A 16,665-nucleotide genomic window follows, 5' to 3' on the forward strand; every position below is an offset into this window, starting at 1 on the left:
TTTAAACAAGGCAAAGAGGTGAGGTTTGTGTAAGGATAGAGTTTGCCGGTAATTCTTGCTGGGTCATGGAAAGGAAAACTTCTTCCAGACTCTGTTGGGCATAAACCAGGCCAGACACCGTAATTCCATGGTTCACCAACAAGCGGTTCAGGTGCCCCACGGCTTCCTTGACCGGCACGGAAACGCGTAATCGGTTACCTGGCAAAGCTTCCACTTCGTACCCCTGCAATAACAGTACTTCATTTGCTGACAGGACATTATCTACCTCCACTTCCAGTACTCTTGCAGGTAAGGTTTTCTGCCGTAGTTCCTGCACCGAGCCTTCAAACGAGAGCCTGCCCTGGTGCAGGATAGACAAATGGGTGACCGTTTTCTCAATTTCACTGAGCAGGTGGCTAGACAGAAAGATGGTTTTACCATGCTCCTGGTTCAAGTCAATCAGCAGTTCGCGCATTTCCCGGATGCCACTGGGGTCTAAGCCGTTCGTAGGCTCGTCCAGGATGAGCAGCTCGGGGTCTGAAAGCAACGCCAGCGCGATGCCCAGCCGCTGGCACATGCCCAGGGAATAATGCTTCACCGGTCGGTGGGCGTCCTGCTGCAGCCGCACAATCTCCAGCACGATCTCCACCCGCTTCTTGTCTACGCCCAGCAGGCGGCGCAAAACTTCCAGGTTGTCTCGGCCGGAAAGGTGGCGGTACAGGCTGGGCACTTCAATCAGGGCACCAATCTGCCGGAGCACCTCCACCCTATTCCGGCCCAGTTCCTTCCCGAACAATTGAATTGAGCCTCCCGATGGTTTGAGCAACCCTAACAGCAGGCGAATGGTGGTGGTTTTACCGGCCCCGTTGGGTCCCAGAAACCCGTAGATGCTGCCTTTGGGGATGTTCAGGTGTAAACCGGTCAGGATTTCGCGGCTGCCGTAGCGGTAGCGCAGGTCCTGCGTTTGGATAAGGTGTTTCATAGCCGAAGGGGTTTGATGCTTCAAATGAAAGCGGTTCCTCCGGCGGCTGCAACTAAACTATACCAACCCCTTATTCTTGTAGACGAATCCCGCTTTTACCCATTTCAAGCTGTTCATCTATAAAATACAGGCGTTGGTCTAAATCCTTTTCGTTCCTGCGGGAAAGCGTAGGTGAATGCGTAGTTTTGGCTTGTTTTCAGGAAAACGATGAAGAAACACACGCCGCTTCTGCTCCATGTGCTGCTTTGGGTAGCGCTGCTGGTATTCAATCTATTTTATTCCAACTTCAGGTACAACTCCCTGCCCATCACCTGGAAGCTGGTAGATCTGGCGCAAACGTTCCTGTTTCACCTGGCCCTGTTCTATTTTAATTGGTTTGTATTGGTACCTAAGATCCTGGCCAAAGATAAAGTGGTGCTATACGCTTTAACGGTGATTCTCACCCTGGCGGCCTTCGCGGCCCTTCGTACGCCCCTTGAGTTATATGAATGGAAAAGAATTGCTGCCCATGACCCTAAGATAGCCGCCCAGATCAGGAAGTCGCCGGCCATCACCAGGTTCTCTACCATTATGGTGCAGCTGGCGATCATGGGCATCATGAACGTATTCTTGAGCTCGGCCCTGAAGGTAACCGGCGATTACCTGCGCAACGAACGCCGCCGCAAAGAACTGGAGCACCAGCAGACCACCACCGAACTGGAATTGCTCAAGGCCCAGGTGAACCCGCATTTCCTGTTCAACACGCTCAACAACATCTACTCACTGGCCTACCAGAACGCCCCCAGCACGCCCGATGCCATCCTGAAACTGTCGCTGCTGCTACGCTATCAACTCTATGAGACCGACACCCCACTGGTCCCCCTGGAAAAGGAGATTGAGCACCTGGAACACCTGCTGGACCTGCACCGGCTGCGGTTGCCCAACCCCGAGCTGTTGACCCTGGACGTGAAAGGAACTGTATCTAAGGTATTGCTGCCACCCATGCTACTTATGCCTCTGGTAGAGAACATGTTCAAGCACGGGCTCACCACTGCGCCCATGCACATCTGCCTGCACACCGAGGACGGCCAACTTACCTTCGCCACACATAACACCAGCAAACGAACGCCCAATCAAGATGCCTTTGGCGGGATTGGCTTGCAGAATCTCCGGCGGCGTTTGGAACTGCTCTACCCCAATGCCTACACCCTGGACACCCAACTGCAGAATCAGCAATTTGACGTGAAACTGGTCTTGAATACCCTATCTTAACCATTAACTTGCCGTATGCAACTGACCTGCCTCGCCATTGACGATGAACCGCTCGCGCTGGACCTCATGCGCTCCTACATCAGCAAGATCCCGTTTCTGAACCTGGTTCAGACCTGCTCCAGTCCCCTGGAGGCCATGGCCATCCTGCAGCGGCAACCCATCGATCTCCTGTTCCTGGACATTGAGATGCCCGAGATCACCGGCGTGCAGTTTGTGCAGTCGCTAATGAACCGGCCGGCCGTCATCTTCACCTCCGCCTATCCACAGTACGCCCTGGACGGGTTTACCCTGGATGCCGTAGACTACCTGCTCAAGCCTATCCCCTTTGACCGGTTCTTCAAAGCCGTGAACAAAGTCTATGAACGGGCCCAGTTGCAACCCGCTGCAGCAGTGGCTTCCGCCCCTGTAACCCACCAAAATGAAACCGAGGATTTCATCTTCGTGAAGGCCGATTACAAGACTTTGCGGGTAAACCTGAGAGACATTCTCTTCATTGAAGGCCTCAAGGATTACGTGATCTTGCACACCACGTCCCGTAAGATTATCACCCTGTTATCCATGAACAAGATCATGGAGAAGTTGCCTGAACTGGAGTTCGCCCGCGTGCACCGCTCTTACATTGTTTCGCTGGCGCACATTGACAGTATCGAGAAAAGCCGCATCAAAATAAAGGAGCAGGAAATACCCATTGGCGATAGCTACAAAGAAAGTTTTATGCGCTGGGTGGAAAGCAAGAACTTATAGCCGATGCGCTATATTTGGCCTGATTTTCCCAAATTGGCTTAAAAACGGATCGCTTGGCTTCCTTTCTGCAGAAAAACCGCTTGTATGTGACGCTCTTCCTGGGGTGGTGCCTGCTGGGGATCTTCTCCTCGGTGCAGTACTACCTCATGGAGAAGGGCGGCGACATGCCCGTGACCCTGGGCAAGGCGTTTCTGCGGCAACTCCCCTTCTATTTTCTCTGGGCCTGTTACACTCCTTTTATTCTGGCGCTGAGCAACCGCTGGATTCACCGGCAAGTTTCCACCGCTTCGCTGCTGGCCCGGCACCTGCCCATTGCCATTGCCGTAGCGCTTTTACAGACTACTTTCCAGGCGCTCTTCACGTACTCGCTCCGCACCGCGGGCTCCAAATACGAGCTGTGGGATTACGTGCGGGGGTATCTGGGCAGTTGGTTTCATTTCCAGCTGATCATCTACGCCATGGTAGCGGGCATTGGTTACGCATTCACCTACCGCCGTTTTTACCGGGAACGGGAGGCGCGGGCCCTGGCCCTGGAAAAACAGCTCAGCGATGCCCGCCTGGAAAGCCTCAAAATGCAACTTCAGCCGCATTTCCTCTTTAATACACTCAACTCCATTTCCATGCTGGTGCGCAAACACGAGGATCAAACCGCCATTAAAATGATTGCGGGCCTGAGTGACCTGTTGCGGTTCCTGCTGGACAGTTCCCACGTGCAGTTGATTCCTTTGTGCCAGGAAATTGCCCTGGTGCAGAAATACCTGGAGATTGAAGGCATCCGGTTTCAGGACCGCCTCACTTATTCCATTCAGGTAGACCCCACCGCCGAGAAAATCAAAGTACCAGCCCTACTCCTGCAACCGCTGGTGGAGAATGCCTTGCGCCATGGCCTTAAAGAGAAACTTACAGGTGGCCAGGTACAGATTACGGCCTCCGCCCAGAACCAGCACCTAATTCTTGAGGTGCAGGATAACGGCATTGGGCTAACTGAAAACCTTGGGTCTGCCAGCGGAATAGGCCTGCGCAACACGCGTCAGCGCCTAGAGACCTTGTACGGTGAGTCTGCGCAATTTCACCTGTTGCCTGCTCCCGGCGGCGGCACCGTAGCCCAGATCATCCTCCCAACCTCAGTTAACCATGACTAAAATCAGAACCATAGTAGTGGACGATGAGCCCCTGGCCCGGGAAGGCTTGGCCTTGTTGCTGGAAAGTGACCCGGAAATAGAGGTAGTGGCTACCTGCGGCCACGGGGCCGAGGCATTGGAGAAGATATCCCTACTCCGTCCCGATTTGTTGTTCCTGGACATCCAGATGCCGGGAATGACCGGTTTGGAGGTAGCCTCCCGCCTGTCTGCCGGACAAATGCCGGTGATTGTGTTCGTGACGGCCTATGACCAGTATGCTCTGCAGGCTTTTGAAGCCAACGCCGTAGATTACCTGTTAAAACCCTTTGATGACGAGCGTTTCTTCCGCACCCTTTCCAAAGCGAAACGATTTGTCCAAAGAAATCCCTCGGCGGAGCAATTGCAGCTACAGTTGACCCAGATGCTTCAGCAATTGGCCCCGCCCACTCCGCCCAGGTACCTGCAGAGAATTTTGGTGAAAGAAGCGCAAGGCCAAGTAGTGCTGAAAGTCTCTGACATTGACTGGCTGCAGGCCGAGGACTACTACGTGGCCATCCATCTGGGCCGGAAAAAATACCTGCACCGCGAACCGTTGCAGCAACTGGAAACCCAGCTGGACCCAAGGCAATTTGTGCGCATCCACCGCAGCACCATCGTGAACATTGACCGTATTCAGTCTTTGCAGACGTATTTCAACCAGGAAGCCGTGGCGGTGCTGCAGGACGGAACCCAACTCAAAGTTAGCCGGTCCCGCCGCGAGCCGCTGCAACAGCAGTTGGAATCATAGGGCCTGTTCCGCCACTGACTGCATTAAATGGGCTATCGGCCGTGAGGCTCTGCCGTTGGCTGCAATTGCCTTCTTTTCTTTTTTAGAGTACCGGTTCTTCGCACTGTTTCAAAGCCATTTTTCAGAAAACTGGCCTGAAACGCCCCACCCAACCGTTTACCTCTATGAAAAAGAAGCTTTTGATGTTAGCGCTGGCCACCGTGACTGGGTATGCCCACGCCCAGAAACAGAAAACCACCCCTACAGCCCAGCAGGTAGTACAACAAGCCATTGCCGCGATGGGCGGAGAAGCAGCCCTGAAATCCATCTCTTCCCTTTCCTACCACGGCATCGGGCACCGGTACTGGACCGAACAATCCGAAAGGCCGGAGGGTCCTTGGATTGTCTCTTACGTGCAGGTTGATGAACTGCGGGATGTGGCGCAGAAGCGGCTGCTCAGGAAAACGCAAAGCAAATTCACCCAATCGCCGGAATGGAGCCCGGTTACCATGAAAATTTCAGAGGGAGCCGCCGCCCAGGAAATGGGACCGCGGGTGGCTCCCGGCAAGCCTAACCAATTGCGGGAAGCCGAGGAAACCTTCGCCCTGGCTCCGGAACGGCTGCTGCTGACGGCCTTGCTGGCCAAGGACCTGAAACTGGAGAAGCAGGTAATTTACCAGAACGTGCCGCAGCAGGTTCTCTCCTTTACCTGGAACGGCAACCCCGTGCGTCTGCTCCTGAACGCCCATACCCACCTTCCCACCGCCCTGGACCTCACCGATTCGTACCCCGATGACCTGTTCATCGGGCGTTGGGGCGATGTGACCACCCGCACTATTTACTCTTACTGGACCCTGGAGACGGGCGGCATCCGGTACCCGCGCCAGCGAAACGTAGAGCGAAACCAGCAACCGTACGAGGAGTTTACCATTCTGGATCTGAAGCTGAACCCTGCCGCCCCGGCGGATACCTTCGCCATTCCAGAGGCAACCCGACAGGCTTTCCTGAAACAACCCGCTCGGAACATAGACAGCTTGCCGCTGGGTCTGCCCAACAAACCCGCGGACACTTTGGCAGTCGGGGTGGTGAAAATACCCGGCATGTGGGATGTGGCCATCGTGCAGCAACCAGACGGTTTGCTCATTCTGGAAGCTCCTATCTCGTCGGGGTACTCCAGCAAGGTCATCGCGGAAGCAAATAGGCGCTTTCCTAACCAGAAGATCAAAGGCGTGATCACCACCTCAGATGCCTGGCCGCACTTCGCCGGCATTCGGGAATATGCGGCGTTGGGCATTCCCATCATCGCCCTGGACCTGAACAAACCAATTCTGGAGCGCTACCTCAAAGCCCCGCATACCCAGCATCCGGATCTGCTGCAAACCAAGCCCAGAAAAGCAGACATTACTTTGGTTTCAGGCAAAACCGTGATCGGGACCGGCCCGAACCGACTGGAACTGTACCCGGTGCGCGGTGAAGGCGGTGAACGTATGATGATGGTTTATTTCCCCGAGCACCAGCTGCTTTACGGCAGTGACCTGGCCCAGCGTATGCCGGATAAATCGTTCTTCATGCCGCAGTATGTCTCTGAACTGACCCAGGCGGTGCAGCGCGAAAACTTGAAAGTAAAAAAGGTATTTGCCATGCACCTGGAGGAAACCGATTGGGCTGAGTTGGAGGCGGCGGTTCAGAAAGCAGCCCAACCGCTGAGTTTGAAGAAGTAAAAGGGCCAGGCAAAGAGAAGCGTTTTTTCTTTCTAAGAACAAACGTTAGGCATGGGTTAAAACTGTTGGGGCAAAAACGTATCTTTGCGGCCTAAATACTTCATCAAGAAAACAAACATGCAAGCATTGAGAGGAACAGGTGTGGCATTGGTAACACCCTTTACTTCAGACCTGTCCGTAGACATAGAGGCTTTCGGCCGATTGATTGATTTTACGCTGGACAACGGCGCCGATTACCTGATTGTGAACGGCACCACCGGCGAGAGCGTGACCACAACCCCGGAGGAAAGAACGCAACTCCTGGCCTTTGCGAAAGAGCGCATTGCCGGCCGCAAACCCTTGGTATATGGCCTGGGCAGCAACGATACCAGGTCGGTGCTGGAGCAGATCCAAAAGATTGACTTCACCGACATTGACGCCATACTAAGTGTGTGCCCGTATTACAACAAACCGTCGCAAGAGGGTGTTTTCCTGCACTACACCGCCATTGCCGATGCTTCTCCGGTACCGGTATTGCTCTACAACGTGCCCGGCCGCACCGGCATTAACATGACAGCGGCCACTACACTGCGGTTGGCCCAGCACCCCAACATCATCGGGACCAAAGACGCCTGCGGAAACCTGGAGCAGTACATGGCCATTATTGAGGAAAAACCGGAAGGTTTCCTGGTGATCAGCGGCGATGACATGACCACCGTGCCCCTAATCTCAGTGGGCGGCGACGGCATCATCTCGGTACTGGCAAATGCCTTCCCGGAAAGATTCAGCCGTATGACGCGCCTGGCTTTGGAAGGCAACTTCAAAGAGGCCGGTGCTTTGCAACGCTCCTTCGGGAAAATAAACCCGCTTATGTACGAAGAGGCTAATCCGGTAGGTGTGAAGCTGGTGCTGGAGCAAGTGGGCATCTGCGGACCGTACGTACGTCTTCCCTTGGCCCAGGCCTCGGCTAGCCTGAAGCAGCGGGTACTGGATGCCGCTACCCCGCTCCTGTCCTAAGACTTTGATTTCAGCCTCTTTTTCAGAAATCCAATGAAAAACCGACCTCTGCTGTTAGTGGTGCTTCTCTTCTGGAGTTTGTTGCGGGTGCAGGCGCAATCTGGAGCTGTAACTGCCGGCGAACCCATTGAACTGAACACCGCCAAAGGATCTCTCAAGGGCACGTTGCTGGTCCCTGCCTCGGGGAAACCAATGCCGGTGGTGCTGATCCTCTCCGGCTCTGGCCCTACCGACCGGGACGGGAATAACCCCATGATGCAGAACAACAGCCTTAAAATGGTGGCCGAAGAACTGCACGCCCAGGGTATTGCCTCTCTGCGCTACGACAAACGCGGCATAGCCGAAAGCAAAGCGGCTGCCATGTCTGAGTTTGACCTGCGGTTTGACCATTACGTGCAGGACGCCGCCGCCTGGGTGCAGCAGTTGAAGAAAGACAAGCGGTTCAGCAAAGTAGTGGTGCTGGGCCACAGCGAAGGTTCGCTCATTGGCATGATCGCCGCCCGTCAATCCAAAGCCGATGGGTTTATTTCCCTGGCCGGGGCAGGCCAGCCCGCTGACAAGGTCATCCGCCAGCAACTGATGATGCAGCCCAAGATGGTCACCGAAGCCGCCTTTCCTATCCTGGACCAACTGGTGCAGGGCCACACCGTGGCAGAGGTGAACCCCATGCTGGCCTCGTTGTTCCGCCCCAGCGTACAGCCGTATCTCATTTCCTGGTTCAAGTATGATCCGCAGGCTGAAATCAGGAAGTTGACGGTGCCGGTGCTGGTGGTGCAGGGCAACCTGGATCTGCAGGTAACCACCAATGAGGCTACCTTGCTGGCTACCGCCGCCCCCAAAAGCAAACTGGTGGAAGTGGAGAACATGAACCACGTGCTCAAAGAAACCACAATGGACCTGAAAGCGAACATGGCGACGTACTCCAACCCAACGCTTCCGCTGACGCCTAAGCTAATGCCCGAGGTAGTTGGGTTTGTGAAAGGACTGAAGTAACTCATACACGATAAAAGCGGAGCCCGTTTTAGAGCAGTTTTCTTCAAATCTGCTTTAAAACGGGCTCCGCTTTTCTATTTAAGTACGGGTTTGGGTAGGGTTACCAGCCACTGGCCAGCACATCGGCAATGTGCATCACCTTGATGGGTTTGTTCTGCTTGCGGGCGTAGGCGTCCAGGTGCATGAGGCAGCTGGTATCGGTGGAGACGATGTACTCGGCTCCGGTGCTGAGGGCGTTTTCTACTTTCTGCTCGGCCATGGCCACCGAGATGGCTTCAAATTTGGCGGCAAAGGTACCGCCAAAACCGCAACAGGTCTCGTTTTCGCGCATCTCAGTTAAACTCAGTCCTTCCACCATTTCCAGTAGTTTTCTAGGACCTTCCTTGATGCCGCACTCGCGCAGGGCGCTGCAGGAGTCATGATATGTGACTTTGGCGTTCAATCGGGCACCGGGAATCTGCTGCACCTGCAGCACATCGGTCAGGAACTCGGTTAGCTCCAGCACTTTTCGCTCCATGGCCCGGTACTTCACAAAGTTGGAGGACGTCACGAAAATGTTGGCGTACGCGTTCCGGACCATGCCCACGCACGAGGCCGATGGTGCCACAATGTAGTCGCTGTCCTCAGACGAGAAATCTTCCAGGAACTTATCAGCTACCTGGCGGCACTCCTGCTGGAAACCGGCGTTGTACGCGGGCTGTCCGCAGCAGGTCTGGTTGGTATTGTACCGCACCTTACAGCCTAATGCCTCCAGCACCTTCACCATGTTCCAGGCGGTTTGCGGGAACAGTTGATCAACAAAACAAGGAATAAAAATATCTACAACCGGCTGTGCCATGTGGGTTAATGCGATTGAAAAACGTGGGTCGCTAAGGCCATTGCCTCGGAAAGCGCCTCCTGGTTCAGGTTCAAAGGTACGCCTTTCTCTTGTAAATAAGCCACCATTTTCTCGGTGGGCATGTTGCCTACCAGCTCATCTTTGGCCATGGGGCAGCCGCCGTAGCCCAGCAGCGCCCCATCCATACGCCGACAGCCGCTGGCGTACACGGCTTCCACTTTCTCCTGCCAGGTGCTGGGGCTGGTATGCAAATGCGCCCCAAATTCAATGTGCGGGAATGCGGGAATCAAGGTCTGGAACAAGGGCAGGATGGTCTCCGGCGAGGAAACCCCGATGGTGTCAGACAACGAAACGATCTTGATGCCGAGCTCGTCCAGCTTTTGGGTCATCTCCCCCACTAGGGTCGGTTCCCATGGCTCACCGTACGGGTTCCCGAAGCCCATGGAAAGGTACAGCACCAGTTCCTTGCCGGTTTTGAGGCAAAGCTCCTGCATCTGGGCTACCTCCACCAGCGCCTCAGAGATACTTTTATTGGTGTTGCGTTTCTGAAACGTTTCTGACAAAGACAAAGGAAACCCGATGTACCGGATGGGCGCATAACTTACCGCCTGCTCCGCACCCCGCACGTTCGCCACAATGGCCAGCAACTTGGTGGTGGTAGCGGAAAGGTCTAACTGAGCCAGCACCTCGGCGGTGTCGCGCATCTGCGGAATGGCCTTGGGCGAGACAAAAGACCCGAAATCAAGCGTATCAAATCCCACCTGGAGCAAGGCTTGCAGGTACTGTACTTTCAGTTCAGTAGGCACAAAGTCGGCCAGGCCTTGCATTGCGTCGCGGGGACATTCAATGATTTTCATGAAGGTTCAGTTAACAGCCACCAAGAAAGCGGCTACTTTTAAGGGCAATTTAAGCGTAAGAACGTTGGGTTGATGCTTTATTTTGCAGGGCTTTCCCTCTACGTTACGTTTACCCCAACCACTACTCAATTTAATGAAGGCATGAACGAAACCCACGCTTCTTTGTTCCGGCAAGACCCGGTGCTGTACCAACTGGTGCTGCAGGCTTCCCCTATTATCACCCCTACTACTACGCGGCCCATTTATGATGCCTTGCTGAGTTCGGTGATCTCGCAGCAATTGTCGGTGAAGGCGGCGGCCACCATCAAGGCCCGGTTTCTGGCCCTTTTTCCCGAAAACTACCCAGAACCTAGCCTGCTGCTTTCCATGCCTTTTGAGACTTTGCGAGCGGCAGGTTTGTCCAAACAGAAAATTGGCTATCTGCAGAACCTGGCGGAGCACAAAGCCGCTGGCCACCTGGAAGACAACCTTCTGGCTCATTTACCGGATGAGGAACTGATTGCCCGCCTGGTACAAGTCAAAGGAATTGGCCGCTGGACCGCCGAGATGATCCTGATGTTTGCCCTCCACCGCCCCGATGTAATGCCGGTAGACGATCTGGGTATTTACAACGCCATGAAACGCCTCTACCAATTCACTGAAAGCCACAAACAAGCCAAAGCCAAGATGCTGGAACTGTCGCTTCCTTGGAAACCACACAGAACTCTGGCGTGCAGGTACCTGTGGCAATCGCTGGATAATGCGCCAGTGAGTAGTCCTGAGTCTTGAGTTCTAAGTCTTGAGTCTTGAGTCAAAAACAGAAGTTGTTTCTGAGCTTATTTCCCTAAATCAGGCCTAAAACGTTAGCGCACTTTCTGCCTTTTGATTAAGTACGCCTGCAGTACTTTATCAATGGGCTCGCGCAGATCAACTGAGACCAGGTCGATGCGGTTTTGGCCACAGCGTAATTTCAGTTCGTTCTTGAATTGCCGCATGGCTTTCACATATTCGTCCCGGATCTCGGAGGGTTGTACTTTGATCTTTTCGCCGGTTTCCAGTCCCGTGAACATAAAGGGTTTGTCAGGGAAGTGAAAATCCTCCTCGGTTTCGGCGTGGGTAAGATGGAACAACAAAACCTCGTGCTGTTGGTGACGCAGGTGTTGCAGGGCCAGGAAAATCTCGTCCAGTTGCTCGTATTGGCTGAGCAAATCGCTGAAAAGAATTACCAAAGAGCGTTTGGGCAACTGCTGTGCGATGTGGTGCAGCATGGCCGACACCCGGGTTTCTTTCTGCGGCGGGGCCGGTTTCTGCAACTGCTGCTGCAAGGCTAACATTAACGTGTGCAGGTGCGCCCCGGTAGATTTAATGGGCGTCTGCAGTTCAATCTGGTCAGCGAACGTGGTAAGCCCCACCGCGTCGCGCTGTTTCTGGAGCAAAGTAGCCAGTGCGGCGGCGCTTAGCACGGCATAGGAAAGCTTGCCATAGTTGTGCGTGGGATAATACATGGAGCCAGACACATCCAGCAGCAACTGGCAGCGGAGGTTGGTTTCCTCTTCGTAGCGTTTCACAAACAGCTTCTCGGTACGGGCGAAGACTTTCCAGTCCATGTGGCGGGTACTTTCGCCGGAATTGTAGAGCCGGTGCTCGGAGAATTCCACGGAGAAACCGTGGTACGGCGATTTATGCAAACCGGTGATAAACCCTTCCACCAAACGCTTGGCCAGCAACTCCAGGTTATGGATGTTCCGGACACTGTCTAAATCAACGGTTACTCTACTCATGCTGCTTTGTCTACCTTCTTAATTTGGGCCAGGGCCTCTTCTTTGCTGACCACCACCAACTTCACCTTTCCCATTCCGGCGCCAATGATGCCCAGGGTCTGGGCCGCCTTTCTGGAAACGTCTATCACGTAACGTGAATTGCGGCTCATGCGGTCATTAATTCTTACCAGCACGGTGCGGCCGTTCTTTAGATTATGCACCTGCACATAACTATTGATGGGCAGAGTGGCGTGGGCCGCGGTTAACTCATTGGGGTTGTAGCGCTCGCCGCTGGTGGTTCTGTGCCCGATATGGGCTTTGGCATAGAACGTTGCGGTGCCTGTGAGGCGTGATTTACTGGCAAAACTAATTCCCTGCAACAGGCAAAGAAGAAGACAAAGTAGGCTTTTTCGCATGAAAGTTTGTCTCTTACAAACATTAGTACATTCTAATTTAGCTATTAAATTTAATCTTAAAAATTTTTAGATATGAATCTGTTCCTTTAAATTGGCTACTTCAAATAAATAAGGAACCTTTAAGTTATGGTGGAAGAGAACAACGACAAAGCAGAAATCTACTCGCAGAGAGTAAGAGCAGGAAAGCGCACCTATTTCTTTGATGTGAAGTCAACCCGCTCCAATGATTATTACCTGACAATCACGGAGAGCAAACGCAAGTTCAAGGATGACAACTACTCTTACGAAAAGCACAAGATTTTCTTGTACAAAGAAGACTTTGCCAAGTTCATGGAAGCGCTGCAGGAAACCGTTAACCATGTAAAAGGTGAGTTATTGTCTGAAGAGGCATTGGCGGAACTGGAGCGTTTAGAACACGCAGAATCTGAAGCTGCAGTAGATGAAGAATTGAAGTGGGAATAGTTCCTTACTGAAATTTCCTCAAGCTCATGCCTCGCGTGAGCTTTTTTTATCTCTTTCCTGGTTTTTGGCTGTTTTACTAAAAACGGCTCAGAATCCTCTTTCCCCTTGCGGAAAGGAAGAAAACTCCATAATAGGGCTGGCTACTCCTTTGCTCAAGGTTTAGGCAACCCCTCTCTTCTACTTTTGCTTCCTGAGTTCAGACAAAGGATAAAAGCTGTTCCGCCAGTAAATCCCGCCCTGCCTGAGCGTTACATAGGCCGCCCTCAGAATCACAAAAATCATCACGGCCCCGGCAAACGGAATCATAAAGGTGTGCCACCACTTGCCATGGATTCCGCTTTTGAAAGCCATCAGCAACATCTGGGAAATCAAAAGCAGTACTGCCATCTGCCAACCATAAGCGCCGCTAAAAAGCACCAACGGCACCGGTAACACAAACACCAAAAACGTAGCCAGCGCCATGCCTATGGCATGCAGCAGATTGTAATTGGCCACGGAGAAGGTGTTTTTCATGAGGCCATTCACGAATTCCTTTAGGCTGGTATACCACTCCAGGGACACTTCCTTCTCCCCATACATCACATCTTGCCGAAGCCCCGCTTTCTTCACTAGTTCACCCAGTTTTAAATCATCATCGGGCCGGAGGGAGATAACCGTGTGCGTTCCGGCTTTTTCATAGGCTGTCCGTCTGATCAGGTTGAACGCGCCAACACCTATTGAGGCTTTGGTATTGGGCTTAGGCACATCCCACGGGCGTTGCCTCAGCTCCAGCATCAGGGAGAAAGTGGTCATTACGCTCTGGAAAATAACCGACCGGGAAGTAATCTCGGGCAGCACCGTGAGATGATCTAACCGGTTTGCTACTGCATAGGCCATGGCTTTCTTTAGTGCTTGCCTGCCAAACTTCACGTCGGCATCGGTAAAGAGCAGCCACTCCTCGGTGGTGGCGCAGTACCCCTGGTACAAGGCGTGGTTTTTCCCAAGCCAGCCACCAGGAAGTTCTCTGATGGTGAATAACGTAAGCTCAGGGTTTTGCTGCACCATCTGCCGAAGGATCTCCGGGGTGCGGTCGGTGGAGCGGTCATCAATGACAAGAATCTTTAGGGGCTGGTACTCCAGCAGGCACACACTGGTGAGGGCCTCCTTTACTTCGGCCTCTTCGTCCTTCACCGCGATGACGACCGCTACCGAAGGCTGCGTTGAGTCTGGGGTAACCGGAATGTCTTTGAGGTACTTCACTTTCCGGCTGTTGATCAGCACGTATAGGCAAACCAGAATCCACAGGGCGGTGATCAGGACGGAATAGCCGGTTAGTATCATGCGGGCAAGCTACTGGTATTCTGGTTCATTTTACACCCAAAATCTTAAAATCAGGCTAAAAACAATTCTTGAAAGTCAAAGAGCATCTGGCAGGTACAGGTACTGGCAGACTTCACAGAAGTAACAGGAACGGGCCGGTCTCCCCAACCTGGCTTTACGTAAAGGGACGCGATCTCTGGGGCACTCTTTCTGCCGGTACACCTGCCAAGGCCGGGGGACGGTACCTTCCCTAATCCACTCCAAATATTCAATGCTGAGGGTCACGCAGACCCTAATCAAAGATTTCAATTGAAGATCAGGAATTTCGCCTACCACGCTTTCGGGGTGGATCTGCGCCCGGAACAAGACCTCGTTCTTGATCCCGTTGCCCACTCCGGCTAAAATGGTTTGGTCCAGCAACGCGTCGCAGATCAGCTGGTCAGGTTTGCGAGTGATATTCTGTTGGGCTTTCGCGGCATCAAACGAAGGATGCAGCACATCGGTGGTCCAGTCATACACATCAGACAAAGGCTCTTGAATGACCCGGCAATCGCTGGCGTAAAAGTTGATTTCCCCATCCTCAAAGGCGACCCCCAAAGTAAGTTCCCGGTTGATTTCCTCATTAAAGATATACTTTCCGAACAGCATCAGGTGAACCCGCAAGACGAAACCCTGAAAACAGAAGAAAATCTCCTTGCCAAAGGTCTTGATCTCCCGCAACTCCTGCTCCACCAATATTCTGTACGGAATGTTTTTCGCGGCTCCTTTTGCCTCCAGAACCCGCTGACCGATGAATTGCTCGGCCTGCTCTTTCAGGAAAACCATTTCGGGACCTTCGGGCATGTGGTCTAAAAGTTAGGTTACCGTTTGTGGGGATATCTGAAATTTTCCTGGCAATCCTTCCCCGCCCCTGAAAACAGGGTGGGCAAGGATTAACAGGAAATTGGCTTGTTTTCTGAAAATCAGCTGAGAAATAGAATGCTGGAGTAGATCAAACATTCAGGTTGCCCATCTGCGGAGCGGCGTAGCGCTGACCGGCGGCTACTCCTTTCGGCGCAATGGCTTCAATCTCGTCCAGTTCATCCTGCGACAATGAAACCTGCAGGGCTCCTACGTTTTCCTCCAGGTACTTGCGTCGTTTGGTGCCAGGAATAGGTACTATGTCTTCTCCCTGAGCCAGCAACCACGCCAAGGCTAACTGCGAGGCAGAGCAGCCTTTCTTACCGGCCATCTCTTCTATTTTTTGTACCAAATCCAGATTCTTCTGGAAGTTCTCGCCTTGGAAACGCGGGGAATGGCGGCGGTAATCGTCCTCGGGTATGTCTTCCAGTTTTTTGAATTGGCCGGTTAAAAAGCCCCTGCCCAGCGGACTGTACGGCACAAACCCGATCCCCAGCTCGCGGCAGGCGGGCAGGATCTCATCCTCCACATCGCGGCTCCAGAGCGAGTACTCCGTTTGCAGTGCACTGATGGGGTGTACCTTGTGCGCCCGTGCCAGGGTAGCCGCCGAGGCCTCTGACAAGCCCAGGTACCGCACCTTGCCCTCTTTCACCAGCTCGGCCATAGCGCCAACGGTTTCCTCAATGGGCGTTTGCTTGTCTACCCGGTGCTGGTAATACAAATCAATGTAGTCTACGCCTAAGCGCCGAAGGCTGGCTTCGCAGGCTTTCCTCACGTACTCCGGCGAACCGTTAATGCCCAGGAAATTTCCTCTCTCATCGCGCACGTTCCCGAATTTAGTCGCCAGCACCACCTGGTCTCTCCTGTCCCGGATGGCTATGCCCACCAGTTCTTCGTTGGCTCCCACTCCGTACATGTCGGCGGTGTCCAGGAAGTCAATGCCCAGATCCAGGGCTTGATGGATGGTGGCGATGGATTCATTATCGTCTCGGTTGCTGTAGAAGTCAGACATGCCCATGCAGCCCAGCCCCAGCGCCGATACCGTTAAGCCTTGGGTTCCTAATTTTCTCTTTTCCATAGATTTGATGATTCACTTGGAGGTGTACTACTGATTTTAAGCCTCTAAATACTTTGCAATTAGCTTAGTCTACGAGGAGTAGTCCAGTTAGTCCATTGCTTTTATCGGAAATCAGGAAATCAAGCTCTTCCCATATCTTAGAGCTAAGCAGATCAAACAGCCTATTTGTAGAAGGTTTTGTACTGTTCAGGAATTTTCTCCGTTCTGTAGTATCCTAAGCAAAATTCAGACTGGAATTATGAAGGGTTCATTCTTATTATAGTCCATATAAAAGGAGGACGACTCTTTAAGGATCTGGCATGTGATAGTGCACAAGAATATTTATGGATAAAAATTCTTGGGTTAGGGATAAATCCATGTTTTTATGTCATTTTAAATAAAAATAAGGCATGAAATCTTTTCAATAAGCGGGGAATTAATTTTATAAGATATTAATATTGTCCCGGCACTGCCCTATACTTCTTAACAGCATTCTTTCAACACACGCATTTATACATTAAATTTATTTATTATAGATAATTAG

The 16,665-nt window shown here is 52.8% G+C and carries 17 protein-coding genes; 9 read left to right on the forward strand and 8 right to left on the reverse strand.

From position 1 onward, the window contains the following. Position 1 precedes the first annotated feature (1 nt). Positions 2-961, reverse strand: a complete 960-nt coding sequence (locus JT719_RS02735) for an ABC transporter ATP-binding protein (protein ID WP_207430852.1) — start codon at positions 959-961, stop codon at positions 2-4. A gap of 207 nt (positions 962-1,168) precedes the next feature. On the opposite strand from JT719_RS02735, the gene JT719_RS02740 reads away from it, so the two are divergent. The 7 genes from JT719_RS02740 (at position 1,169) to JT719_RS02770 (ending at position 8,553) form a co-directional block, all read left to right on the forward strand. Beyond that, entirely contained in the window at positions 1,169-2,212 is a 1,044-nt protein-coding gene (locus JT719_RS02740) for a sensor histidine kinase (protein WP_207430854.1), read from the forward strand. Between the two features lie 15 nt (positions 2,213-2,227). Beyond that, on the forward strand, positions 2,228-2,956 hold the full coding sequence (locus tag JT719_RS02745) for a LytR/AlgR family response regulator transcription factor (RefSeq protein WP_207430857.1): 729 nt from the start codon (positions 2,228-2,230) through the stop codon (positions 2,954-2,956). Positions 2,957-3,009: 53 nt separating this feature from the next. Then, the gene (locus JT719_RS02750; protein ID WP_207430859.1) at positions 3,010-4,098 is read left to right on the forward strand and encodes a sensor histidine kinase; all 1,089 of its coding nucleotides are present in this window, start codon (positions 3,010-3,012) and stop codon (positions 4,096-4,098) included. After that, entirely contained in the window at positions 4,091-4,864 is a 774-nt protein-coding gene (locus tag JT719_RS02755) for a LytR/AlgR family response regulator transcription factor (RefSeq protein ID WP_207430861.1), read from the forward strand. Before JT719_RS02750 ends, JT719_RS02755 begins: the two co-directional genes overlap by 8 nt. Before the next feature lie 164 nt (positions 4,865-5,028). After that, positions 5,029-6,564 (forward strand): MBL fold metallo-hydrolase, encoded by a 1,536-nt coding sequence (locus JT719_RS02760; RefSeq protein ID WP_207430863.1) that lies wholly within the window; start codon positions 5,029-5,031, stop codon positions 6,562-6,564. Between the two features lie 117 nt (positions 6,565-6,681). Continuing rightward, entirely contained in the window at positions 6,682-7,560 is an 879-nt protein-coding gene (dapA, locus tag JT719_RS02765) for a 4-hydroxy-tetrahydrodipicolinate synthase (RefSeq protein ID WP_207430865.1), read from the forward strand. Positions 7,561-7,593: 33 nt separating this feature from the next. Continuing rightward, on the forward strand, positions 7,594-8,553 hold the full coding sequence (locus tag JT719_RS02770; protein WP_207430867.1) for an alpha/beta hydrolase: 960 nt from the start codon (positions 7,594-7,596) through the stop codon (positions 8,551-8,553). Positions 8,554-8,653: 100 nt separating this feature from the next. On the opposite strand, the gene JT719_RS02775 is transcribed toward JT719_RS02770, so the two are convergent. Further along, positions 8,654-9,391, reverse strand: coding sequence for a (Fe-S)-binding protein (locus JT719_RS02775; RefSeq protein ID WP_205501057.1), 738 nt, complete (start codon positions 9,389-9,391; stop codon positions 8,654-8,656). A gap of 5 nt (positions 9,392-9,396) precedes the next feature. Then, positions 9,397-10,248: a hydroxymethylglutaryl-CoA lyase gene (locus tag JT719_RS02780; RefSeq protein ID WP_207430869.1), complete on the reverse strand. Its 852-nt coding sequence runs from the start codon at positions 10,246-10,248 to the stop codon at positions 9,397-9,399. 72 nt (positions 10,249-10,320) lie between these two features. Between JT719_RS02780 and JT719_RS02785 the strand changes: the two genes are divergently transcribed. Further along, complete coding sequence (locus tag JT719_RS02785) at positions 10,321-11,016, forward strand: DNA-3-methyladenine glycosylase family protein (RefSeq protein ID WP_242693053.1); 696 nt, start codon at positions 10,321-10,323, stop codon at positions 11,014-11,016. Positions 11,017-11,090: 74 nt separating this feature from the next. Here JT719_RS02785 and JT719_RS02790 read toward each other — a convergent pair whose 3' ends face one another. Both JT719_RS02790 and JT719_RS02795 read right to left on the reverse strand, forming a co-directional pair. After that, positions 11,091-12,008 (reverse strand): DUF58 domain-containing protein, encoded by a 918-nt coding sequence (locus JT719_RS02790; RefSeq protein WP_207430871.1) that lies wholly within the window; start codon positions 12,006-12,008, stop codon positions 11,091-11,093. After that, on the reverse strand, positions 12,005-12,403 hold the full coding sequence (locus tag JT719_RS02795) for a septal ring lytic transglycosylase RlpA family protein (RefSeq protein ID WP_207430873.1): 399 nt from the start codon (positions 12,401-12,403) through the stop codon (positions 12,005-12,007). Before JT719_RS02795 ends, JT719_RS02790 begins: the two co-directional genes overlap by 4 nt. Positions 12,404-12,532: 129 nt before the next feature. On the opposite strand from JT719_RS02795, the gene JT719_RS02800 reads away from it, so the two are divergent. Continuing rightward, positions 12,533-12,865 carry a DUF3276 family protein gene (locus tag JT719_RS02800; protein ID WP_207433228.1) on the forward strand — a complete coding sequence of 111 codons (333 nt, stop codon included), beginning with the start codon at positions 12,533-12,535 and terminating at the stop codon, positions 12,863-12,865. Between the two features lie 177 nt (positions 12,866-13,042). On the opposite strand, the gene JT719_RS02805 is transcribed toward JT719_RS02800, so the two are convergent. The 3 genes from JT719_RS02805 to JT719_RS02815 all read right to left on the reverse strand — a co-directional run bounded on the left by JT719_RS02805 (position 13,043) and on the right by JT719_RS02815 (position 16,142). Then, positions 13,043-14,185 carry a glycosyltransferase family 2 protein gene (locus JT719_RS02805; protein ID WP_207430876.1) on the reverse strand — a complete coding sequence of 381 codons (1,143 nt, stop codon included), beginning with the start codon at positions 14,183-14,185 and terminating at the stop codon, positions 13,043-13,045. Between the two features lie 75 nt (positions 14,186-14,260). Continuing rightward, complete coding sequence (locus JT719_RS02810) at positions 14,261-15,007, reverse strand: hypothetical protein (protein WP_207430878.1); 747 nt, start codon at positions 15,005-15,007, stop codon at positions 14,261-14,263. 148 nt (positions 15,008-15,155) lie between these two features. After that, entirely contained in the window at positions 15,156-16,142 is a 987-nt protein-coding gene (locus JT719_RS02815; protein ID WP_207430879.1) for an aldo/keto reductase, read from the reverse strand. Positions 16,143-16,665: the final 523 nt, after the last annotated feature.

Origin of the sequence: Sabulibacter ruber, assembly GCF_017355955.1 — a bacterium.
Classification (GTDB): domain Bacteria; phylum Bacteroidota; class Bacteroidia; order Cytophagales; family Hymenobacteraceae; genus Nibribacter; species Nibribacter ruber_A.

Coding starts and splice junctions, on each gene's coding strand:
- JT719_RS02740 (WP_207430854.1), top strand. CDS start 1,169: ATGAAGAAACACACGCCGCTTCTGCTCCATGTGCTGCTTTGGGTAGCG.
- dapA (WP_207430865.1), top strand. CDS start 6,682: ATGCAAGCATTGAGAGGAACAGGTGTGGCATTGGTAACACCCTTTACT.
- JT719_RS02760 (WP_207430863.1), top strand. CDS start 5,029: ATGAAAAAGAAGCTTTTGATGTTAGCGCTGGCCACCGTGACTGGGTAT.
- JT719_RS02735 (WP_207430852.1), bottom strand. CDS start 961: ATGAAACACCTTATCCAAACGCAGGACCTGCGCTACCGCTACGGCAGC.
- JT719_RS02810 (WP_207430878.1), bottom strand. CDS start 15,007: ATGCCCGAAGGTCCCGAAATGGTTTTCCTGAAAGAGCAGGCCGAGCAA.
- JT719_RS02770 (WP_207430867.1), top strand. CDS start 7,594: ATGAAAAACCGACCTCTGCTGTTAGTGGTGCTTCTCTTCTGGAGTTTG.
- JT719_RS02805 (WP_207430876.1), bottom strand. CDS start 14,185: ATGATACTAACCGGCTATTCCGTCCTGATCACCGCCCTGTGGATTCTG.
- JT719_RS02795 (WP_207430873.1), bottom strand. CDS start 12,403: ATGCGAAAAAGCCTACTTTGTCTTCTTCTTTGCCTGTTGCAGGGAATT.
- JT719_RS02790 (WP_207430871.1), bottom strand. CDS start 12,008: ATGAGTAGAGTAACCGTTGATTTAGACAGTGTCCGGAACATCCATAAC.
- JT719_RS02745 (WP_207430857.1), top strand. CDS start 2,228: ATGCAACTGACCTGCCTCGCCATTGACGATGAACCGCTCGCGCTGGAC.
- JT719_RS02785 (WP_242693053.1), top strand. CDS start 10,321: ATGCTTTATTTTGCAGGGCTTTCCCTCTACGTTACGTTTACCCCAACC.
- JT719_RS02755 (WP_207430861.1), top strand. CDS start 4,091: ATGACTAAAATCAGAACCATAGTAGTGGACGATGAGCCCCTGGCCCGG.
- JT719_RS02815 (WP_207430879.1), bottom strand. CDS start 16,142: ATGGAAAAGAGAAAATTAGGAACCCAAGGCTTAACGGTATCGGCGCTG.
- JT719_RS02775 (WP_205501057.1), bottom strand. CDS start 9,391: ATGGCACAGCCGGTTGTAGATATTTTTATTCCTTGTTTTGTTGATCAA.
- JT719_RS02780 (WP_207430869.1), bottom strand. CDS start 10,248: ATGAAAATCATTGAATGTCCCCGCGACGCAATGCAAGGCCTGGCCGAC.